Source organism: Thermodesulfobacteriota bacterium (assembly GCA_040753795.1).
Classification (GTDB): Bacteria; Desulfobacterota; Desulfobacteria; order Desulfobacterales; family Desulfosudaceae; genus JBFMDX01.
The window spans coordinates 1-20,554 of sequence record JBFMDX010000033.1 but is presented as its reverse complement, the minus strand read 5'-3'; the positions used below and the strand labels follow the sequence as shown (position 1 = coordinate 20,554).

The window sequence follows — 20,554 nt, the reverse complement described above, 5'->3', positions numbered from 1 at the left end:
ACTCCTACAACCTGGAAAAACGCATCGCCTACTTCAAGCAGGCCATCAGCGACTATCGCATCGACGGCGTCATCCTGCACGAAAACCTTTCCTGCCGGCCCTCGAGCACCGGCATGATCGACCTGAAGAACGCCCTGCAGCAGGAGTGCGATATCCCGGTGCTGATCATCCAGTGCGACATGAACGATCCCCGGGCTTTTTCCGAGGCGCAGATCAATACCCGCATCGAAGGGTTTGTCGAGCTGATGGAAAGAAGGAAACTCCGCCGGGGCGATTGATTTCCCGTTAAATTCAGACGCCAACCGCTGATTCCTTGTCTCTTTCCCTGGAAAACGGCATTTACGACCCTCACAAAACAGGCGGACACCCGTGACGCCTCTTCCGGCATGGAGAATCATGCGACCGGGGACGATTCCGCTTCCAACAAGATCAATTTACGGTTATAATAGAAAAAATTAAACAAAGGGGAAGGGGCAAGAATCGTGAGCAACCCGGACACCACGCATAAGGTTTCCCGACTCAACCGAGCCATCGTCAAACTGAGCAGCCCCCTGCAGCTTCGCCCCGAGGAGAGGCACCGGCGCATACCGGCGGTTTTCATCCTCATCGGCTGCATCATCACGATGATGATTTTCACCCCTTACCATTTCTTTGCGGGACATTTCCTGATCACCGCGGCGGACATTGTCGCCCTGATCGCCGCCGTCAGCACCCTGCTCCACCTTCGCAAAGCGCAACAGGGAGGGATGGCTTACTGGATGATCAGCCTGGTCTTCATCGCCATCTGCATCAGCACCGTTGTTCTGGGACGACAGGAGATTTCCTACTTTCTCTGGACCTTTGTCCCGCCGGCCGTGTTTTTTTCCATCCTGGGCAAAAGAGCCGGCATGAACGCCAGCTTGCTGTTCTTTGCCCTGACCGTGATTCTCATGGCAGCGCCTCAGTCGATCATGGGCACGCCGCCCTATACCCTCCCCGTCATCGGCCGGTATATCACCATCTATCTGCTCCTCACCTTCATGCTTTACTACTATGAGGCATCACAATTGCTGCTACTACGGCATATCCGGGAAGAAAAGGAGAAATTCGAGTGCGCCTCCAAGCAGGACCCGCTGACCGGCCTTTCCAACCGCCGGGACCTGATCGAAAAAATCAGGGAAGAACAGCAGCGGCAGATGCGCCTGAAAAACACCTTCACCCTCATCCTCGGAGATATTGACAATTTCAAGGCTGTAAACGACGCCCACGGCCATGACGCCGGAGACTTCGTTCTCCAGTCCGTGGCGCAACTCCTGAAAGATCAGGTCCGCAACATTGACTGTCCGGCCCGCTGGGGCGGAGAAGAGTTCCTCATCATGCTGATCGAAACCGACCTGGAAGGCGGCCTGGCCGTTGCCGAGCGAATCCGGAACAGGCTCGAGGAAACAGGCTACACCTTCAACGGCGTCGACATCCCCCCCGTTACCATGACCTTCGGCCTGAGCCAATACCAGGGAGCCAGCGACACCCTGGACAGCTGCATCAAGAGAGCCGATAAGGCCCTTTACACGGGCAAATCCCGGGGGAAAAACACAGTGGTTACCGCCTGACGGTCACGTCGGACCGGACATCGGGAGCACATTCCCCCCGCCCGCGGTCGGATACAATTCCCTTGCGGTTCCTCTTTTTTTGTGCTACCCCAAAAGCACAAAAACAATAAATCCTTTATGTTTTTTATGGGGATGGACATCTGCCGGTTACACACAAATAAACCGGTAAGATAATAAAGGTTAAGCGGACCCGAAAGGAGATCAACCAATGGCAAATAATGTGATGGAAGTCAGCGATACCAATTTTGACGCCGAAGTGCTGCAATCGGATATTCCGGTCTTTGTCGATTTCTGGGCCCCCTGGTGCGGGCCTTGCAAGGCGATCGGACCCATTGTAGAAGAGCTGGCCGGTGATTTTGCCGGCAAAATCAAATTCGCCAAATGCAATGTCGACAACAATCCGACTACCCCGACCCGCTTCGGCATCCAGGCGATTCCCACCCTGATCATCTTCAAAGGCGGGAAAGTCGCCGAGCAGATCGTCGGCATGGTCCCCAAGTCCAAACTGGAAGCAGCCCTTAACAAAGCCGTCGACTAACCGCAAAAAGGGGACCGACCATGACGACAACCGACCATGATCTGATCATTATCGGCGGCGGGCCGGCCGGGCTGACTGCCGGCATATACGCGGCCCGGGCCAGAATGAACGCCGTGCTGCTGGAAAAAGTAACCCCCGGCGGGCAAGTGCTGGCCACCGATTGGGTCGAAAACTACCCCGGGTTCCCGGAAGGCATCAGCGGCGTCGATCTGATGATGCGGATGAGCGAACAGGCTGCCAATCTCAAGGTCGCCATCGAGTCGGCGGAAGTATCGTCCGTGGATTTTTCCGGTGAAGTCAAAAAAATCGTCACCGAAAACGGGCCTCTGACCTGCCGGGCGGTCATCATCGCCACCGGCGCCTCCCCCAACCGCCTGGGCGTACCCGGTGAGGACCGTTTCTACGGACGGGGCATTTCCTTCTGCGCCACCTGCGACGCGCCCTTTTACCGGGACAAGACGGTGGCGGCCGTGGGCGGCGGGGACACGGCCGTTCAGGAAAGCATTTATCTGACCAAATTCGCGAAAAAAGTCTACCTGATTCACCGCCGGGATCAACTGCGGGCCGCGAAAATCCTCCAGGAACGGGCCCTGGCCAACGACCGCATCGAGTTTGTCTGGGACAGCGTGGTCACAGCTGTGGGCGGCGGGCTGACCAACGTCGAATCCGTCACCGTAAAAAACGTCAAGACCGGCCAGACCCGTGACCTGGCCGTGAACGGCTGTTTTGTCTGGGTCGGCATCAAACCCAACGCGGAATTTATCGGAAACACGGTGAAAACAAATGACGGCGGTTTTATCGTCACCGACCTGGAAATGAAAACCTCGGTTCCCGGCGTGTTCGCCGCCGGCGACGTCCGCGTCACGCCTTTACGGCAGATCGCCACGGCCGTGGGGGACGCGGCCATTGCGGTGCGGTCCGCGGAGCACTACCTGGACAACCTGGGCTGACCCGGATACTTCATGAGTTTTCCCGATCAGGGGCACGGCGCGCCGTGCCCCTACCGATTCACCTCTTTCCCCCGGTAATACCGCTCTTTTTCGCTGTAAACACAGCCGCAGTATTGCTGCCGGTAAAGTTGCAACTGTTTTGATTTTTCCACGCCCTCTTTCCATCCCGTACGGAAATCTTCGTAATAAAATGAAACACCCGTTTCCCGGCCCACGGCCTCGCCGATCTCCCGGATCAGGTCATGCTTCTGGAACCTGCTGTACAGCAGGGTGGATGAAAAGCCGTCAAATTGTCCGTCCCGGGCCGCCAGGGCGGTCGAGCGGAGCCGGTCGTAATAGCAGTAACGGCAGCGTTCCGCCTCCCTGAAGGCCACACTCCGCAGAAAGCGCTCCAGGTCGTACCCTTCCGGCCAGATCGTCCGCAGTCCAATGGACTCGCTGTAGCCGGCCAGTGTCTGCCGCCGTCTGGCGAACTCGCTGAAGGGATGAATGTTGGGATTGTAAAAATATCCCGTGACCGCCACGTCCCTCTCCCTGAGAATCCTTACGGGATAAATGGCGCAGGGCGCGCAGCAGATGTGAAGCAGCAGGTTCATGGCCGTTCTCCGAACAGGGCCGTGCCGATCCGGACAAGAGTGGCCCCCTCGGCGATGGCCGCCTCGAAATCGCCGCTCATGCCCATGGAAAGTTCGTCCATGCGGATGCCGGGAATGCGCCGGGACCGGATTTCCTCCGCCAGCTTCCGCACCGCCGCGAAACAGGGCCGCGCCTGTTCGGGGTCGTCAAACACGGGCGGCAGGGCCATCAACCCCCGGACCGAGATATGTTTGAACGAACTGACCGCGGCCGCCAGATCCGCCGCTTCCCCGGCCGGGACGCCGGACTTGGTCGCTTCGTCGCCGATATTGACCTGGATCAGCACCTTCTGCACGATCCCGCTTCCGGCCGCATATTTATCCAGTTCCCGGGCCAGTTTCACTGAATCAAGGCAGTGGATCAGGTCAAACAGTCCCGCCGCGTATCTGGCCTTGTTGGATTGAAGGTGGCCGATGAAATGCCAGGTCACCGGCCGCGCCTGCAGGACCGCGATTTTCTCCCGGGCCTCCTGGATATAGTTTTCGCCCAGGTCGGTAATGCCGGCATCGATGCCCCTGGCCACCGTCTGCGCGGATTGGGACTTGCTGACGGCGATCAGCCTAATGCCCTCCGGAGACCGGCCGCAGGCGAGCGCCGCAGTCCGGATCCGCTGCCGGACCCGCGCCAGGTTTTCCTTTATGGCTGTATCTTCCGTCACTGTCCCTCTCCCGGCCGACGGTAATTAAAGGTCGCCGGCCCTCCTCCGGATAATCTCTTGACGCAGGAGGTAGTCCACCACCTCGCACACCGGCAGCCCGACCACGTTGGTATAGGATCCCTTGACGGATTTGACCAGGAACGAGCCCAGTCCCTGGATGGCATAGGCACCGGCCTTGTCGTAAGGCTCGTCCGTATGAATATACCACTCGATCTCGGCCGCGGACAGGGATTTGAACTCGACCTCGGACCGGACCGCGTCCACGTGGGCATGATCCTTTGCCTTATGGATCACCGCGAAACCGGTGTACACCTCATGAACGGCGCCGCTCAGACGGTTCAGCATGCGGCGGGCGTCGTCCATGGAAACGGGTTTCTCAAGCAAATCCCCGTCCGCCATGACGATGGTGTCGGCCCCGATCACCCAGCTGTCGGGATATCGTCCGGCCACCTCTTCGGCCTTGGCGCGGGCCAGATCCCGGGTATACCGCACCGGCTCGGACCAGGCCAGGGATGACTCTTTGAAACCGCTGACCACCACGGAAAAATTCAGGCCGGCCTGTTCCAGCAGCAGTTTCCGCCGGGGGGACTTGGAAGCGAGTATCAGCGATCCGTTGGCCGCGCCGGATGTATTCATGAGCCGTCCTTTTTATGAATCAGTCGGGCCACGCATTCGATATGGGGCGTATGGGGGAACATGTCCACCGGCTGCACTTCGGCGACGGTATAATGTTCCTTCAACAGGCCGATGTCCCTGGCCAGAGTGGCCGGGTTGCAGGAAACATAGACGATTTTCGGGGTCGCCAGTCCCAGCACCTGCGCGACCACATCCGGATGCATTCCCGCCCGGGGCGGATCAATGACCAGGACATCGGGAGGTTGGCCGATCCGATTCAGCGTCTCCCGGACGTCGCCGGCGATAAAGCGCGCGTTGTCAATGCCGTTTTTCCGGCAGTTGGCATCGGCATCGGCGACGCAGGCGGGGTTGATTTCCAGGCCGACCACCTCCCGGGCCGCGCCGGAAAGCCGGATGGCGATGGTGCCGGTCCCGCAGTAAAGGTCCATCACCGTTTCCGTTCCGGAGAGGGCGGCGTAGGATTCCGCCACCCGGTAAAGGGCTTCCGCGCCAGGGGTGTTGGTCTGGAAAAACGAATTGGCGGATATGTCGAAGCGGAATCGGCCGATGCGGTCCTCGATCACGGCGTCGCCGTAAAGCAGGATCTCCCTTTCCCCGGCGGCAATGGCGGCTTTCCGGCCGTTGATGTTATTCATTACCGAAGAGACCTTCGGGAAACTCCCGGCGATCATATCCGCCAGAGGCTGAACCCGGGGCCGGTCCTCAAAGGCGGTGACGATGTTGACCATCCAGGTATCCGCGGCCACGGAATGGCGCAGCATGACAAACCGCCAGAAGCCGGCGTGGGTCTTAAGATTGTACACCGGCACTGACGACTGACGGATAAGCTCCCGCACGGCCGCCAGGATCCGGTTGCCGTCATCCGGGAAGAGCAGGCACTGCTCGATATCCAGTATTTTGTTAAACGTGCCCGGAACATGAAGCCCCAGGGCGAAGCCGGTGTCAAGGTCTTCCCGGCCCATTTCCACCGGCAGCAGCCAGCGCCGGTCGGAGCAGGAAAACTCCATCTTGTTGCGATACCCGAACAGCCGGGCCGAGGGAAGAACCGGATGGACCCTGACATCGGGCATCAGGGCGATATGTTCCAGGGAATCGACGACATGTTGGCGCTTGTATTCCAGCTGCCGGTCGTAGGCCAGGTTCTGCAGGACGCATCCGCCGCAGTATCCGAAATAACGGCAGGGCGGCTCCGTGCGGTCAGGGGCCGGCAGGATAATTTCCATCAGACGGGCTTCGGCGTACCGCTGCTTTTTTCTGATAATCCTGGCGCGGACCGAATCCCCCGGGAGCGCGCCTTCCACGAACACTGTCAGGCCATCGACCCGAGCGATTCCCCGTCCGCCGAAGGCAAGCGACTCGATGTCCAGGGTGACCTCGTCACCCCTCCTGATATTCACCGGGGTTTCTTCCGGCATGACCTTTCCCCTTTCCCGTCAGCCGCCCCGTCTCTGATTCAGGTAGCGCTCCACCCGGTCCAGCCCCCGGGTGATGTTCTCCATGGAATTGGCGTATGAAAACCGCAGGCACCCTTCGCCGTTGCGGCCGAAATCAACACCCGGCGTCACACCCACATGGGCTTTTTCCAGTATGTCAAGGGCCAGCCGCAGGGAATCGCCGTCCAGGTGGGCGGCATTGACAAATACGTAAAAAGCGCCGGTAGGTTCCGAGGCGATGGCAAAGCCCATCTCCCGGAGCCGCCGGATCATGTATCGCCGCCGCTGGTCGTAAGTTTCCCGCATGCGGGCGACGTCATCCCCGGCCTGTTCCAGAGCCGCGATGCCGGCCCGCTGCACCAGCGAGTTGGCCGATATCATGAAATTCTGATGGAGTACCTGGACCGGCCGGACATAGGCCTCCGGCATGATAACAAAGCCGAGGCGCAGACCGGTCATGGCGTAACGCTTGGAAAACCCGTTGAGCACAAAGGCGTCGTCCGTGAACTCCAGAATGGAATGCGCTTTGCCTTCGTACACCAGGCCGTGATAGACCTCGTCGGAAATGATCAGCGGGGACAGGGCCGCGATCTCCCGCATCCGCTCTTCGGATAAAACCGTGCCGGTAGGGTTGGCCGGAGAGTTGATGATGATCGCCCGGGTGGCGGGCGTCATGGCCCGCGCGATGGCTTCCGCCGAAAGCTGAAACCCGTCCTGTTCATATACCGAAACCGGTACCGGCGTGCCGCCGGCGAAGCGAATAAAGTTGGGATAGCAGGCGTAATGGGGATCCGACATGATCACTTCATCGCCCGGATCAAGCAGGGCGGAAAAAATCAGCATCATGGCCGGAGACGTACCGGATGTCACCAGGACCCGGGACGGAGAAACGGATACCCCGTACTGATCGGCATAGTGGCGACAAATGGCTTCCCTTAACCGGAGATCTCCCAGGCTGTGGGTGTAACAGGTAAAATCCTCCCGCAGGGCCTCCATGGCGGCCGCCTTGACACAGGCCGGCACTGGAAAATCCGGCTCACCCACTTCCAGGTGAACGACATCGATGCCGGCGGCCTCCATGACGCCGGCCTTCTCCAGTATGTCCATGACCAGAAAGGGGGTTATTTTGGCCGCCTGCCTGGATGTGGTCCGTTGCAAATTCCTGCTGCTCATGGTTAAAAAGTGTCCAGAAAAGTCATGTCTTTAACCTGCGTGTTCTTGTTTCCGATGGCCAGGATCTCCACCTTGCCGTCTCTGGTGTTGCGGAAATAAAGCCGGCCGTTATAGGCAAACATCGCCTCGAAAATTTTCTCCCGGCTTTTGCGGAGGTCGACCTTGCGTTTGATGTTGGCGGCGGCCGGGTCCGCGTCGATCTGCCGGACCACTTCTTCCGCCTTTATTTTCATGTCATCCGTCAGGTCCATGAAGCCTTCCAGGGCCCGCTTGTGGAAAACGATGTTCTTGTATAGCGCCTTGAACCGTTTCTCGACGTTGCCGTACAGGGCAGACTTTCTGCTTCCGCGTTTCTTCTCGTCCTCGTACCGCCCGGTAACTTCCTTCAGGGCTTCGTTTTCGTGGCGCAGGGCTTCGGCCAGTTCCATATTCTTCCGGATCTTTTCCTCCAGGGCAATGATTTCATCGATCATGGCGTCTTCCATCCGGCCGGCGTTATCCTTGTATTCCAGAAGGTTTTTTCTGGTTTCAGCGATGTCCAGGGACAACTGCTTCTTTTCCCGGGCCAGCGCTTCGGCCCGCTGTTCATGATGCCGTTCCAGTTCCCGGAGACGGTCGATCTCCTGCTGTTTCTCCTTTTCGTCCCGCTTCGCCCGGCGGGCACCGGACACGTAAAAATAGGCGAAAATACCCGCCGCCAGCAGAATGTAAAAAATAAAAATCACCACTACCAGCAACGCGTTCCAGCCCAGCAGGATTCTGACCGACACCGAAAGCCCCTGGTTCATCAGCCGGAAATTTTCGGCGGCGACTTCAGCGGCCGAAGGCGGCGCCAGCCGGTCGGCGTTCAGGTCAAGGGGCTGGGGATAAACCCAGACGGCACCGCCCGACGTCACGCGGACATCCACGCTGGCGCCGGTCAGTATCAGTGATTTCCTTAGGAGGAACCCGTCGATGTTCCTGCTGATGTTCTCGCTCAAAGAAAGGCGGCCTTCAAACAGCGGGGTTGTATCGCCGATGTAAATATTCTCGATCCCCCGGGTATAGGTATATTCCAGGTACCGCTCCAGAAGAGAAACGGTGGCAAAATGAGCGACCACGGTCATGACGACCAGAAACAGTAGTATTTTCAAAGGAAAGTATTTCATCGTCGGCGCCTGATCATGTCTCAACCCAGTTCAGACAATATCCTCCTGATCTCGACGGCGGCAGGATGGGCGGATTGCATCGCCTTTTCCAGGTATTGCCGGGCTGAAACGGCATCGCCTTTTCCGTAATACGCCATGCCCAGGTGATAATTCACATCGGCGCTGTCCGGCAACTGTTCGGCGGACAATCGTAATTCACGAATCGCGTCATCGTATTTCCCCTGCCGGTAATAAACCCATCCCAGGGTATCCAGAACATAGGGGTCGTCCGGCTTGAGCTCTCTGGCACGCAGCGCCAGAGTAACGGCTTCCTCCAGTTGACGGCCCTGTTCCGCCAGCAGATAAGCCAGGTTATTAGCGGCCTGGACAAAATGCGGATCCATCTCCAGGGCCTTGCGGTAATACCCTTCCGCGGCCGGGTAATCGTTCTTCGTTTTATGCATTACCCCCAGAAGCAGGTAGGGAACGGGCTGCCGGGGATCACGGTTCAGCAGGGACTGGTACTGCCTGACGGCGCTGTCAATGTCTTTATTGATAATATACAGCCGGGCCAGACCGTAATAGGGCTTCTGAAAATCCGGGGCCAGGGAGATGGCCCGATCAAAGGCCTCCCGGGCCTGGTCGATGCTGTTCCGGGCCAAGTGCAATCCGCCCTTGATGTTATAAACCCTGGCCGCCAGCAGCGGTTTGTCTTTTAACCGTTCGAGCTGCCGATCGCACTTGGCCTGGGCGACATCGTACTCCTTGCGGGCGGCATGCAGCAGAATGATGCTTTCAAAGACGTTGAGGCGGTCAGGGTTGTTCTCAAGGATGCGGTTGAACTCGCTCATCAGCCGGTCGTATTCGGCCTTCAGATTGTTCGCCTGCTCGGTGTTTAAACGATCGAACGGGCTGGCGGAGGCGAACCGGGAAAGCGAATCCAGGGAATCCAGGCCTTTCTGCGCTTTTTCCCTGTCCAGTTTCGTATCGCCCAGTATTACCGTTACGTCGAAATTTTCATGCAGAAAACTGATCATATCCTGGTTCAGCTTCTGGGCCTGTTCCACCTTGTCCTGTTTCAGATAAACATCCAGCAGCCTGAACTTGGCGTTGATGTTGGCCGGCGCCACGGCCACCGCTTCGGCCAGAACCCGTTCGGCCGCCGCCAGATCCCCCTTGGCCGCATGGGCCACGCCCTTGGAAACCAGCAGCTGATCCGCCGCGGGATTACCTTTCAAGTATTCATCACACAGGGCAACGGCCTGGTCATAATGCTGTGCCATGAGCAGGCTTCTGACTTTCAACAGGCGGGCCGGAAAATAAGCGGGATGCTTTTCCAGAATCCCATCGATGGTTCGCCGGGCATCATCGATAAGCTTGTTGTCCAGGTAGAATTCGGCCAGCATGGTCGTCACTTCCACGTCCTGTGGATTCAGCCGGCCGGCTTTGCGAAACATTTCCACGGCTGTTTCGGGCTTGCTGACGGCACTGTAGAATTTTCCGGCCACCAGATAAGCGCCGGCCTGGTCGGGAGCCAGCCGGACGGCTTCTAAAAACGCCGCCTCGGCTTCCGCCATACGCTGCCGGTTGAAATAATACTTTCCCAGCAGAATCCGCAGGGCCGGGGTTTCCGGATGGGCCTCGACGGCCTGCGCCAACACCTTTTCGGCATTGGGGAAATCTCCTTGTCCGTAATAATAGTTGAACAGCAGCAATCTCGGTTCCATGGCATCCGGGGCGCTGGACACCGCCTCTTCCAGGTTCATCAGCGCGGAAAGCGGATCACCGGTCCGGGCCTGGATCCGGGCCAGCCCCATCAACGCCCTGGCTCTATCGGCGGTCAGGGGCAGGAGCTGCTCATAGGTTTCCCCGGCTTGAGGGAACCGGCCGGTACGGTTATAAATGTCCGCCAGCAAGAACAAGGCTTCGGTATTTTCCGGTGCCGACCGCAGCACCCGCCGGGTTCTTTCCTCGGCCGGCGCCGTGTTGCCCGCGAGCATGTCAAACCGGGCCAGATTGAGCAGGGCCTCGGCATGATCGGGAACGATGGCGATGGCCCGCTGATAGGCTTCGTTGGCCCCCTTTATATCGCCGAGCCGGACGCAGGCCCGGCCCAGGCCGGTCCAGGCCTCCACCGAGCCGGGGTCAACGGCAGCAGCCCGCCGATAACTGACCGCGGCCTGGTGATAGTCCTCTTTTTCAAAAAACTCCCGGCCGTTATCCAGGTGGGCCCTGGAACGGCTCCCGTCCGACCCGCATCCGGAAACGATGATCACCATCAGCGGGACGACCAGCACCAACAGCAAGCGACTGTTCACCTGTTTGTACCAGCTAATCATTCGATTCCCTCGATTATGCAGATGACCGGCGCCGGAATCATGTCATGCCTCTTCTTCCGAATAACTGGGGCAATCTTCCGCTTCGGTTATGTAAGGTTTTATATCCAGGATCGGCGTTCCGTCCAGCATATCAATTCCCCGGACCCGGATATTGCCGTGCTGGATATCCAGCACGGTCAGCACGGACAGCCCGATGGGATTGGGCCGCCGAGGCGAACAGACGGAAAAAACGCCCAGTGGCTCCCGGCGATGAGGCGGCGTCTGCCGAAGATAGCGCGGCAAAAAAGCGGGACTGCGGTCAAACCAGAAAAGAACGATAATTTTCTGGCCCGGTTTCATGTCCGACAACCCCTCGATATATTCCTGATCGATGGCAATCGTTCCCTCTTCCCGGGACAGGGACCAGTGCCGGGGGATATCTCGGGCATCCGTCCGCAGAAATCCGATCGGCGTCATGGTCACCGTCTTTTGCCCGCTCATGATTCAACCACTTGTCTTACCAGGTGCAGTGTGTAGTAGCTATGGCATTTCATTAAACGGAAGTTTACACCAACGTTCCGTTCCATGCAAATGGATGAGCATTCATCTCTCGATCAGTTGAAATCAACAAGGTTCAGGGTCCAAGGTTCAGGGGGCAGGGGGGTGGAGATCATTAATATTTTATTGAAAGCCCGGGATCATTGTGATAGGGATATTTTCACATATGAACGCCTGTTCAAAACGATAATATTGCCGTGAAGCCATGAATGACGAACAGAACAAAAGACGCGGCACCCGCGTGGTTTTCAACGTAAACGCCGAATTGTCCTTTGGTGATCAGACCCAGACCGGTGAGGTTCGCAACCTCAGCTTGAAAGGCATGCTGGTCGACATCAAGACGGACATTCCCGCGGAAACCGAGCTTGACATCAAAATCTATCTCTCCGGCACCTCCTCCAGCCTGACTTTGAGCATGAAGGGCCGGGTGGTGCGTTGTGACGAAAACGGTCTGGCCGTCCTCTTCAAGGAGATCGACGTGGAGTCCTTCATCCATCTGCGCAGCGTGGTCGGATACAACGAAGGCAATGAAGACAAAATCATGAGGGAATTCTACGATCTGATCGAGGAGCAGGCCGAAACCCGTTCGACGCACCCGAGCCGCCGGTAGAAAACTGTTTTGAGCAACCTGAAACAGGGGCGACCGGAAGGCAGCCCCTGCGATATCGTCATACAGGCCTCCACCGTAACCCTTGGCCCTGGACCATTTTTTTGAACTTTGATCCCTGAACCTTGCACCTTGGACCGTAAACCTTATTTTAACCCACCGCCGTTCAAAAAAGATTGACAATAAGTCCGATTCCGGGTATTTAGAATAAATTTTTGAATATTCAGGCATAATTTATTAAGTAGAAAAAAATCATGGAACAGTATAAGTGGGCTGACCCGCAAAAGAGAACTGCTTTCCCCGTGGCGGAAGCGGGGTACCCGTTCATTTTCGCGGGTGGATTCATTACAGCCGTCTTCGCCCTGACGGGTCTCACCGTTCCGGCCATGATTTCCCTTATTTTCTGGTCCTTTACCTGCTGGTTTTTTCGGGATCCGGACCGGGTGATACCGATCGGAGACGGTCTGGTGGTGTCACCGGCCGATGGCAGGGTCATCAAAACGGACATCGTCCCGGAAAGCCCCCTGGGCGAGAGCACCAGCCTTAAAATCAGTATTTTCATGTCCGTATTCAACGTCCATGTTAACCGTATTCCCTGTGACGGCGCCATCACCGGTGTCTCGTATTTTCCGGGGAAGTTTTTCTCCGCCAACCTGGACAAGGCGTCGGAAGATAATGAACACAACCAGATTTTCATGCAAACGGACACCGGTCAGTCCGTTTGCTTTGTGCAGATCGCCGGCCTGGTGGCCAGGCGGATCATCTGCCACCTGACCGGCAATGAAACAGTTGCCCGGGGGCAACGGTTCGGTATGATTTGCTTCGGATCGCGGCTGGACGTCTATCTCCCGGCGGATACGCGGTTACGCGTCAAAATCGGGGATAAAGTCAAAGCCGGGACATCCGTGCTGGGATCTTTCCAATGAAAATAAGAAAAAGAAACAAAGAAAAAGTGAAGTCGGAAAGAGAACGCTGGCGCAAAGGCGTCTATGTTCTGCCGAATATTTTCACCACCCTCAACCTGTTCTGCGGGTTTGTCGCCATCATTTCGGCCATGGAAGGCTCTTTTGAAAAAAGTGCCCACCTGCTCATCGCCGCCATGGCCTTCGACATCCTGGACGGCAAAGTCGCCCGGGCGACGCGGACGACCAGTCGTTTCGGCGTGGAATACGATTCCCTGGCGGACGTCATATCCTTCGGGATGGCGCCGGGATTGATGGTGTATTTATGGCTGCTGCAGCCCATGGGCAAGTTCGGCTGGCTGGCCGCCATGATCTTTCTGGCCTGCGGCGCCTTGCGGCTGGCCCGGTTCAACACCAACGCCGCCACGGCCGACAGCCGCTGGTTTACCGGGTTGCCCATTCCGGCGGCGGCCGGCATGCTGGCCACCATCATTTTATTCTGCCATAAAATCGGCCTGACCATTAATCCTAAAGATCCGAATTTTATACTGATATATTTTATACTGGCCGGGATTTACGCCCTGTCGTTTTTAATGGTCAGTTCCATCAAGTACGCCAGCTTTAAAAAGCTGCCGACTTTTCTGACCCGGGAAAAAAATTTCAACCTGCTGGTCATCGCCGTGCTGTTGCTGGTCTTTATCGTGCAGGAGCCATCGGTGGCCCTGTTTTCGCTGAATTTTTTATATGTGGTTTCAGGACCGTTCAACTCCATTTACCGGCGCCATGCCGGGCAAAGCGACAGCGACGAAGTGGCCAAAACGCCCGGCGTGAAAACCGGCGACGATAATCACCAGTCGACTTCCCAGATCTGAAATCCGGCAATCAGCAGATGAGAACATGATGAAAGCCGGCGGAAACGCCGCCGGAAACTTATACACTATGGCAAAGAAGGGATGCTGTGAATGACAAAAGAGTATAAGATCGCCGTCATTCCCGGTGACGGCACCGGACCGGAAGTGGTTGACGAAAGCCTTAAGGTACTCAATACCGTTTCGAACAAATGCGGGTTCAAGCTGGGGTACACCCATTATCCTCTGGGCGGGGAGCATTATAAAAAGACGGGGGAAATCCTGAACGACGATACCATTGAAAAGCTGAAAACAGCGGACGCCATCCTCCTGGGCGCCATCGGTCATCCCGACGTCAAACCCGGCATCCTGGAAAAGGGTCTGCTGCTCAAGCTCCGTTTTACCTGCGACCAGTATATCAACCTGCGACCGGTCCGATTGTATGAGGGCGTCTACACCCCCCTCAAGGACAAGGGGCCGGCCGACATCGATTTTACCGTCATCCGGGAAAACACCGAAGGCCTTTACGCCGGCGCCGGCGGCTGTCTGAAAAAAGGCACCCCCGACGAGGTCGCCATCCAGGAGTCCATCAACACCCGCAAGGGCGTGGAGCGTTGCATCCGTTACGCCTTTGAATACGCCCGCCGCCGGAACAAACGCAAAAAGCTGACCCTGTGCGGCAAGACCAACGTGCTGACCTTTGCCTTTGACCTGTGGGAACGCACCTTTTACGAGGTCGCCCGGGAGTATCCCGATATCGCCACCGACTACGCCCACGTGGATGCGACCTGCATGTGGATGGTGAAAAACCCGGAATGGTTCGACGTCATCGTGACCGACAACATGTTCGGTGACATCATCACCGATCTGGGCGCCATGATCCAGGGCGGCATGGGCGTGGCCGCGGGCGGCAACATCAACCCGGAAGGGGTGTCCATGTTCGAACCCATCGGCGGATCGGCCCCGAAATACACCGGTCTGGGCGTCATCAACCCGGTAGCGGCCATAATGGCCGGCAGCCTGATGCTCGACCACCTGGGAGAAAGCAAGGCCGCCGCCATGATCGAAACGGCGGTCATAAAAGCCGTCCGGGATGACATGAAGAGCGTGGAAGCAAGAAAGATGGGCATGACCACCAGCCAGGTCGGTGATACCATCGCACAATACATTGAACGGGCATAAAGCCGGATTATTGACCGGCCGGAATTACAGGAGGATTGAGAGTAATGGCGGACAAGCAATACCATGTCGCGGTTGCCGGAGCCACCGGCGTCGTGGGCCAGCAGATGCTGGCCTGCCTGGAAGAGAGGAATTTTCCCATCGCCAGCATCAAAATGCTGGCATCCGCCCGTTCCAAGGGCAAAAGCATCACTTTTAAAGGGGAAAATTTCATTGTCGAGGAACTGACCGAAAAGTCATTCGAAGGGGTGCAGATGGCCTTCTTTTCCGCCGGCAGCGGCACCAGCCTGAAGTTCTCCCCCCACGCCGCCGCCTCCGGATGCGTGGTCATCGACAACTCCAAGGCCTGGCGCATGGATCCGGAAGTCCCGCTGGTGGTGCCGGAAGTCAATCCCCATGACCTGGCCGGATACAAGAAAAAGCACATTATCGCCAATCCCAACTGTTCCACCATCCAGATGGTGGTGGCCCTGGCGCCGATCCATCGCCAGGCGAAGATCAAACGTATCGTGGTGTCCACCTACCAGGCGGTTTCCGGGACCGGTAAGGCGGCTCTGGACGAGCTGGATACCCAGGTGCGGGCCTACGTCAAGGGCGACGCCATGGTCAACAAGATCTATCCGCACCGGATCGCCTTCAACTGTCTGCCCCATATCGGTCCCTTCCTGGACAACGGCTACACCGAGGAAGAGATGAAGATGGTTCATGAAACCCGTAAAATCATGGGCGACCCCAACATCGCCGTTTCCGCCACCACCATCCGGGTGCCGGTGTTCTTCAGCCACTCGGAGGCGGTGAATATCGAAACCGAAAGTCCCATCTCGCCGGATGAAGTCCGGGCCCTTCTTGAAAAAGCCCCGGGCGTGCGGGTGGTGGACGACCCCAGGAAAAATGTTTATCCCATGCCCATCGACGCCGCCGGGCAGGATCTGACCCTGGTCGGCCGCATCCGCCGGGATGAATCGGTCAAGAACGGCATCGACATGTGGGTGGTAGCGGACAACATCCGCAAAGGCGCCGCTACCAACGCCATTCAGATCGGCGAAATCCTGGGGGCCCAATACCTGTAACCCGCCGGGGTGCCGATAACCGGCAGGCCGCGTCCGGAAAAAGACAAACCGCGAAAGGAAGCCTGAAGCTTTTCATTGATCGTTCAGGAGACATCTATGGGATCCATTCCTATTACCCGAAAAGGGTATGAAGCCATGAAAAAAGAGCTGGCCAATCTGAAAGCGGTGGAGCGCCCCCAGACCATCAAGGCCATCGCCGAAGCCCGGGCCCTCGGAGACCTGTCGGAGAACGCCGAATATCACGCCGCCAGGGAGCGGCAGTCGTTTCTGGAAGGGCGCATCAACGAACTGTCCGGTAAACTGGCCAACGCCAACGTGATCGATCCGGACGCTTCGGCCAGAGACAAGGCCGTCTTCGGCTGCACCGTTCTCCTGGAAAACATGGATACCGGAGACGAGGTCACTTATCAGCTGGTCGGACCGGATGAATCCGACATCAATCAGGGGTTGATCTCGGTCACCTCGCCCCTGGGACAGGCGATTTTAGGAAAATCACCGGGCGCGAACATCACCCTGCAGGCGCCCGGCGGTGTTCGCAAATACGAACTGGTTGAAATTTTATAATTCTCTTTACGGAGGTTTAACCGTGGCACGAATAACCGTTGAAGACTGCTTGAGAAAAGTACCGTCCCGTTTTGAACTCGTCCATCTGGCGGCCCAGCGCGTCCGGCAGATCCGGGAAGGATCGGAGTATCTGGTGATTTCCCCGAAAAACGAAGATATTGTGGTGGCCTTAAGGGAAATCGCGGCCGGCAAAATCACCATGGAGAACATGGAAAAAGCCGGCAAGACCCTGTTCGGCTCGGATATGGATACGCTGAACGAAACCGATCTTGCGGAAATCGCCGGTGAATTCCGGGATCAGGCCATCGACATGGACGAAGAGAGCGAAGACCGGGAAACAGGCGATGAGGATGAGTACGACGAGGAAGACGAAGAAGACGAAGACTAACTGACCTCATGTCCGCCAGCAGACAAAAACGGATCAACCGGGATTTCGGCAAGGCCATCCATCAGTACGGCATGATCGATGACGGAGACCGCATCTGCGTCGGCCTGTCCGGGGGAAAGGACAGCCTGACCCTGTTGTGGCTGTTAAACTGGCGGCTCGCCCGGATTCCCGTCACCTACGAACTGGTGCCCTGCTATATCGACCCCGGCTTTGAAAACGGCTTTGCCCGGGAACTGGCCGATTTCTGCCGGGAGCGGGACTGGCCCCTGCGGATCGACTATTCCGACTGCGGCGTGGTGGCCCACAGTGACGTCAACCGGGAAAACCCCTGCTTCCTATGCTCGCGCATCCGCCGCAAGCGGCTTTTTGAAATCGCGGCCGAAACGGGCTGCAACAAGCTGGCCCTGGGCCACAACCAGGACGATATCATCGAATCCCTGTTTCTGAACATCTGTTACGCCGGCGAGATCAGCTCCATGAATCCCTGCCAGCCCATGTTCGGCGGGAAAATCACCATCATCCGGCCCTTGGCCATGGTGGAGGAAAACGAGATCAGAAAATTCGCTGAGGATCAGTGCTTCCCGGGTTTTGAAAACCCCTGCCCGACCGCAAAAACTTCGCGCCGCCGGGCCATCAAACTGCTTCTGGAAGAGCTGTACAGCAGCAACCGGAAAATCAAAGGGAACATCTTCAGGGCCATGGGCAACGTGAGAACGGATTACCTGTTAAACCGCGCCCCGGCCGGAACCAGACCATGAAAGATATTCAGAAAACACCGGACTACCGGGAAATGCCCATCGACAACGTCGGCATCAAGAATCTCAAATACCCCATCCGGGTCCTGGACAGAAAAAACGGGTTCCAGCAGACCGTGGCTTCCATCAACATGTACGTGGACCTGCCGCACTACAGCAAGGGCACCCACATGAGCCGGTTCGTGGAACTGCTGCACATGTTCCAGCCGGAGATCTCCCTGAAAACCTTCACCATAATCCTGGACCAGATGAAACAGGACCTGGAAGCCCGGTCCGCCCACATGGAGGTCTCCTTCCCCTATTTCATTGAAAAGACCGCGCCGGTCAGCAGCACGCCGGCTTACATGGAGTACACGTGCCGGCTGCTGGGCACCAGCAAGTCCAACGGCAAAGTGGACCTGGTCTCGGAAGTGACGGTTCCCGTCTCCTCGGTCTGCCCCTGCTCCAAGGAAATCAGCAACGGCGGGGCCCATAACCAGCGGGGAATCGTCAAGCTGGCCATCCGCTTTAAAAAATTTATCTGGATCGAAGACATGATCGAACTGGTGGAACGATGCGCCTCCTGCGAGCTTTACTCGGTGCTCAAACGCGCCGATGAAAAATTCGTCACCGAGCAGGGCTACAACAACCCCAAGTTCGTCGAGGACATCGTCCGGGATATCGCCATTGAATTGAAAAAGGACGCCAACATCACCTGGTTTTCCATCAGCGTGGAGAACTTCGAGTCCATCCACAACCACAGCGCCTACGCCACCATCACCTGCGGTACGCCGCCGGACATGTCGGCGGACAACCCCAGGAAGTAGCCCGCCCCCTTTCCTGCCCCTTCCCCTTCCCTGCCCGCAGTCTTCACGCCGTTTGTTTATCATCCCACGGCCATTTTTTTGTCATCCCACGGCTTGACCGGGGGATCCAGTATCAATGCCCTCCCGAATCAAGCCGGCCCGAACGAATCCAGCGGACTCTTCACCCCCAGCCGGTTCTTCTGGGCCACATGGGTGTAGATCATGGTCGTCTTAACACTGGAATGCCCCAGCAGTTCCTGAATCGTGCGGATATCGTAGCCGCTTTCCAGCAAATGCGTGGCAAAACTGTGGCGCAGGGTATGGACATTGACTTTTTTGTGTATGCCGGCGCTTCGAGTCGCGGCTTTGATCGCTTTCTGCAGGCCGCTGGGATGGATATGGTGTCTCCGGACTATTCTCGTAACCGGATCCACGGATAAGGCACTGGCCGGGAACACCCAGAACCACTCCCATGAAACGGACGCCGACGGATATTTTCTTTCCAAAGCACCGGGCATATAAACGCCGGGGACATTGTTCCGGCGGTCCGTCTCAAAAATATCCCGGATATTTTCCAGATGTCGCCGGAGCGGGTCTACCAGGCTTCCCGGCAGAAGCGTCTGTCGATCCTTATCTCCCTTTCCGGCCCGGACAGTGAGGCATTCTCTTTCAAAGTCCAGATCCTTGATCCGCAACTGCAAACACTCGTTGTTCCTGATACCGGAACCGTATATGGTCTTGGCCATTAATAAATGAACGCCATCCAGTTTTCCCAGCAAACGGTTGACCTCTCCCTGGCTGAGAACCACAGGTAGTGACTGTTTATTTGAGGACCGAACCGCGCCCCTGATATCTCCCAGGTCTTTTTCCAGTCCATGCCGGAAGAAAAACAATAAAGCATTCAAGGCCTGATTCTGAGTGCTCCTGGAAACCTTCCGCTCCACGGCCAGAAAACTCAAAAACCGCATGACATGCGCGCTTTCCAGTTGATCCGGATTCATTTTGCCAAGAAAGGAGTAAAACGATCGCAGCCATGAAAAATAGGTTTTTTCGGTGGCATAAGACATATGCTTCAAACGCAGAATGGTTTTCATCTGCGCGGCATATTTACGCCACAGCGCTTCGTTGTTAAGGGACTGGCCAGCCGGTTCCACTTTTTCTCGTCGGCTCTGATAATATCCATACAGACGAATGGCCTCTTCTGCCTGGGTTACCTGCCAATCCTCATATTTTTTTTGAAGGTCATTCAAAAACCGCTGAATCTCATTATTCTGAATGTCACCTTCCAACGGCTGTCCACGAAAGGCCAGAAAACGATTTACCCAGTTGATATAATATGGGATTGATTTTTCGGAAACGATCCTGCCGGATTCAAGAAAATGTCTGAAACCATCCATGGTATATTTTTCCCTGAAAAAAACGCGAAGCGGGATAATCTTCCAATAGGCACAAAATCCCGCCACAAATCAAAGTCCAAGGAACTGCGTATCGACAATTAACAAATTGAAATTATGAAAAAATTATTAATACAACATCGACCGGGCAACCTTCTTCTCACAATTTCCAGCTAAAAATCATATAAATAATTTGCCTTCTGAATGTCAATAGCTTTATTTTGTTGCTTTTTTATATATTGACAATCAATTTTCATTTACATTAAATGGGCACGGGGAATATTTTTTCGGTCGGAAAACACGAATCACAATAATATTAATGTTCAAGTAAGCTTTCGCAGAATTGTTTAATAATAACAGTACATTAAAGTAAGGCTTAGGGATGAGCCGACCCGCATTTGAGGTGGCGGATATATTTCGCCAGTATGGCAAGGCCTACCGAACTG

Annotated in this window: 22 protein-coding genes; 13 read left to right on the top strand and 9 right to left on the bottom strand. The window is 56.5% G+C overall.

Features of this window, described 5'->3' with window-relative positions; genetic code table 11:
• The 4 genes from AB1724_20105 to trxB all read left to right on the top strand — a co-directional run.
• On the top strand, window positions 1-278 hold a 278-nt coding region (locus AB1724_20105; GenBank protein MEW6080120.1), incomplete at its 5' end, for a 2-hydroxyacyl-CoA dehydratase family protein.
• A 204-nt stretch (window positions 279-482) separates the two neighbouring features.
• Complete coding sequence (locus tag AB1724_20100; GenBank protein MEW6080119.1) at window positions 483-1,589, top strand: GGDEF domain-containing protein; 1,107 nt, start codon at window positions 483-485, stop codon at window positions 1,587-1,589.
• Window positions 1,590-1,797: 208 nt separating this feature from the next.
• Window positions 1,798-2,127, top strand: a complete 330-nt coding sequence (trxA, locus tag AB1724_20095; GenBank protein MEW6080118.1) for a thioredoxin — start codon at window positions 1,798-1,800, stop codon at window positions 2,125-2,127.
• A gap of 20 nt (window positions 2,128-2,147) precedes the next feature.
• Window positions 2,148-3,077: a thioredoxin-disulfide reductase gene (trxB, locus tag AB1724_20090; GenBank protein MEW6080117.1), complete on the top strand. Its 930-nt coding sequence runs from the start codon at window positions 2,148-2,150 to the stop codon at window positions 3,075-3,077.
• A gap of 50 nt (window positions 3,078-3,127) precedes the next feature.
• On the opposite strand, the gene AB1724_20085 is transcribed toward trxB, so the two are convergent.
• Genes AB1724_20085 through tsaA form a run of 8 tightly spaced genes read right to left on the bottom strand, consistent with a single transcriptional unit; the run spans window position 3,128 to window position 11,559 of the window.
• On the bottom strand, window positions 3,128-3,673 hold the full coding sequence (locus AB1724_20085) for an epoxyqueuosine reductase QueH (protein MEW6080116.1): 546 nt from the start codon (window positions 3,671-3,673) through the stop codon (window positions 3,128-3,130).
• Window positions 3,670-4,371, bottom strand: a complete 702-nt coding sequence (locus AB1724_20080) for a YggS family pyridoxal phosphate-dependent enzyme (GenBank protein MEW6080115.1) — start codon at window positions 4,369-4,371, stop codon at window positions 3,670-3,672. The genes AB1724_20085 and AB1724_20080 overlap by 4 nt, the downstream gene beginning before the upstream one ends.
• A 24-nt stretch (window positions 4,372-4,395) precedes the next feature.
• Window positions 4,396-5,007 carry a Maf family protein gene (locus tag AB1724_20075; GenBank protein ID MEW6080114.1) on the bottom strand — a complete coding sequence of 204 codons (612 nt, stop codon included), beginning with the start codon at window positions 5,005-5,007 and terminating at the stop codon, window positions 4,396-4,398.
• Window positions 5,004-6,422, bottom strand: a complete 1,419-nt coding sequence (gene rlmD / locus AB1724_20070; protein ID MEW6080113.1) for a 23S rRNA (uracil(1939)-C(5))-methyltransferase RlmD — start codon at window positions 6,420-6,422, stop codon at window positions 5,004-5,006. The genes AB1724_20075 and rlmD overlap by 4 nt, the downstream gene beginning before the upstream one ends.
• Before the next feature lie 18 nt (window positions 6,423-6,440).
• Entirely contained in the window at window positions 6,441-7,613 is a 1,173-nt protein-coding gene (locus tag AB1724_20065) for a pyridoxal phosphate-dependent aminotransferase (protein ID MEW6080112.1), read from the bottom strand.
• A 2-nt stretch (window positions 7,614-7,615) separates the two neighbouring features.
• Window positions 7,616-8,761 (bottom strand): hypothetical protein, encoded by a 1,146-nt coding sequence (locus AB1724_20060; GenBank protein MEW6080111.1) that lies wholly within the window; start codon window positions 8,759-8,761, stop codon window positions 7,616-7,618.
• A gap of 20 nt (window positions 8,762-8,781) precedes the next feature.
• Complete coding sequence (locus AB1724_20055) at window positions 8,782-11,079, bottom strand: tetratricopeptide repeat protein (protein MEW6080110.1); 2,298 nt, start codon at window positions 11,077-11,079, stop codon at window positions 8,782-8,784.
• 42 nt (window positions 11,080-11,121) lie between these two features.
• Window positions 11,122-11,559: a tRNA (N6-threonylcarbamoyladenosine(37)-N6)-methyltransferase TrmO gene (gene tsaA, locus AB1724_20050; GenBank protein ID MEW6080109.1), complete on the bottom strand. Its 438-nt coding sequence runs from the start codon at window positions 11,557-11,559 to the stop codon at window positions 11,122-11,124.
• Window positions 11,560-11,821: 262 nt separating this feature from the next.
• Between tsaA and AB1724_20045 the strand changes: the two genes are divergently transcribed.
• From AB1724_20045 to folE2, 9 genes are all read left to right on the top strand, one after another.
• Window positions 11,822-12,226 (top strand): PilZ domain-containing protein, encoded by a 405-nt coding sequence (locus AB1724_20045; GenBank protein ID MEW6080108.1) that lies wholly within the window; start codon window positions 11,822-11,824, stop codon window positions 12,224-12,226.
• 251 nt (window positions 12,227-12,477) lie between these two features.
• Window positions 12,478-13,149, top strand: a complete 672-nt coding sequence (locus AB1724_20040; GenBank protein ID MEW6080107.1) for a phosphatidylserine decarboxylase family protein — start codon at window positions 12,478-12,480, stop codon at window positions 13,147-13,149.
• Complete coding sequence (pssA, locus tag AB1724_20035) at window positions 13,146-13,997, top strand: CDP-diacylglycerol--serine O-phosphatidyltransferase (GenBank protein MEW6080106.1); 852 nt, start codon at window positions 13,146-13,148, stop codon at window positions 13,995-13,997. Before AB1724_20040 ends, pssA begins: the two co-directional genes overlap by 4 nt.
• Window positions 13,998-14,087: 90 nt before the next feature.
• Window positions 14,088-15,155, top strand: coding sequence for a 3-isopropylmalate dehydrogenase (locus tag AB1724_20030; protein MEW6080105.1), 1,068 nt, complete (start codon window positions 14,088-14,090; stop codon window positions 15,153-15,155).
• Window positions 15,156-15,199: 44 nt separating this feature from the next.
• Window positions 15,200-16,222 carry an aspartate-semialdehyde dehydrogenase gene (locus AB1724_20025; protein MEW6080104.1) on the top strand — a complete coding sequence of 341 codons (1,023 nt, stop codon included), beginning with the start codon at window positions 15,200-15,202 and terminating at the stop codon, window positions 16,220-16,222.
• A gap of 96 nt (window positions 16,223-16,318) precedes the next feature.
• Complete coding sequence (gene greA / locus AB1724_20020) at window positions 16,319-16,786, top strand: transcription elongation factor GreA (GenBank protein MEW6080103.1); 468 nt, start codon at window positions 16,319-16,321, stop codon at window positions 16,784-16,786.
• 22 nt (window positions 16,787-16,808) lie between these two features.
• Window positions 16,809-17,174, top strand: a complete 366-nt coding sequence (gene rpoZ, locus AB1724_20015) for a DNA-directed RNA polymerase subunit omega (protein ID MEW6080102.1) — start codon at window positions 16,809-16,811, stop codon at window positions 17,172-17,174.
• An 8-nt stretch (window positions 17,175-17,182) separates the two neighbouring features.
• Window positions 17,183-17,932, top strand: a complete 750-nt coding sequence (locus AB1724_20010) for an ATP-binding protein (GenBank protein ID MEW6080101.1) — start codon at window positions 17,183-17,185, stop codon at window positions 17,930-17,932.
• A complete protein-coding gene (folE2, locus tag AB1724_20005) occupies window positions 17,929-18,735 on the top strand; it encodes a GTP cyclohydrolase FolE2 (GenBank protein ID MEW6080100.1) in 807 nt (268 codons plus the stop codon). Before AB1724_20010 ends, folE2 begins: the two co-directional genes overlap by 4 nt.
• A 128-nt stretch (window positions 18,736-18,863) precedes the next feature.
• Here folE2 and AB1724_20000 read toward each other — a convergent pair whose 3' ends face one another.
• Window positions 18,864-20,111 (bottom strand): integron integrase, encoded by a 1,248-nt coding sequence (locus AB1724_20000; GenBank protein MEW6080099.1) that lies wholly within the window; start codon window positions 20,109-20,111, stop codon window positions 18,864-18,866.
• Window positions 20,112-20,554: the final 443 nt, after the last annotated feature.

Coding starts and splice junctions, on each gene's coding strand:
- folE2 (MEW6080100.1), top strand. CDS start 17,929: ATGAAAGATATTCAGAAAACACCGGACTACCGGGAAATGCCCATCGAC.
- AB1724_20085 (MEW6080116.1), bottom strand. CDS start 3,673: ATGAACCTGCTGCTTCACATCTGCTGCGCGCCCTGCGCCATTTATCCC.
- AB1724_20060 (MEW6080111.1), bottom strand. CDS start 8,761: ATGAAATACTTTCCTTTGAAAATACTACTGTTTCTGGTCGTCATGACC.
- AB1724_20055 (MEW6080110.1), bottom strand. CDS start 11,079: ATGATTAGCTGGTACAAACAGGTGAACAGTCGCTTGCTGTTGGTGCTG.
- AB1724_20000 (MEW6080099.1), bottom strand. CDS start 20,111: ATGGATGGTTTCAGACATTTTCTTGAATCCGGCAGGATCGTTTCCGAA.
- rlmD (MEW6080113.1), bottom strand. CDS start 6,422: ATGCCGGAAGAAACCCCGGTGAATATCAGGAGGGGTGACGAGGTCACC.
- AB1724_20030 (MEW6080105.1), top strand. CDS start 14,088: ATGACAAAAGAGTATAAGATCGCCGTCATTCCCGGTGACGGCACCGGA.
- trxA (MEW6080118.1), top strand. CDS start 1,798: ATGGCAAATAATGTGATGGAAGTCAGCGATACCAATTTTGACGCCGAA.
- AB1724_20040 (MEW6080107.1), top strand. CDS start 12,478: ATGGAACAGTATAAGTGGGCTGACCCGCAAAAGAGAACTGCTTTCCCC.
- AB1724_20045 (MEW6080108.1), top strand. CDS start 11,822: ATGAATGACGAACAGAACAAAAGACGCGGCACCCGCGTGGTTTTCAAC.
- AB1724_20065 (MEW6080112.1), bottom strand. CDS start 7,613: ATGAGCAGCAGGAATTTGCAACGGACCACATCCAGGCAGGCGGCCAAA.
- trxB (MEW6080117.1), top strand. CDS start 2,148: ATGACGACAACCGACCATGATCTGATCATTATCGGCGGCGGGCCGGCC.
- AB1724_20025 (MEW6080104.1), top strand. CDS start 15,200: ATGGCGGACAAGCAATACCATGTCGCGGTTGCCGGAGCCACCGGCGTC.
- pssA (MEW6080106.1), top strand. CDS start 13,146: ATGAAAATAAGAAAAAGAAACAAAGAAAAAGTGAAGTCGGAAAGAGAA.
- greA (MEW6080103.1), top strand. CDS start 16,319: ATGGGATCCATTCCTATTACCCGAAAAGGGTATGAAGCCATGAAAAAA.
- tsaA (MEW6080109.1), bottom strand. CDS start 11,559: ATGAGCGGGCAAAAGACGGTGACCATGACGCCGATCGGATTTCTGCGG.
- AB1724_20075 (MEW6080114.1), bottom strand. CDS start 5,007: ATGAATACATCCGGCGCGGCCAACGGATCGCTGATACTCGCTTCCAAG.
- AB1724_20010 (MEW6080101.1), top strand. CDS start 17,183: ATGTCCGCCAGCAGACAAAAACGGATCAACCGGGATTTCGGCAAGGCC.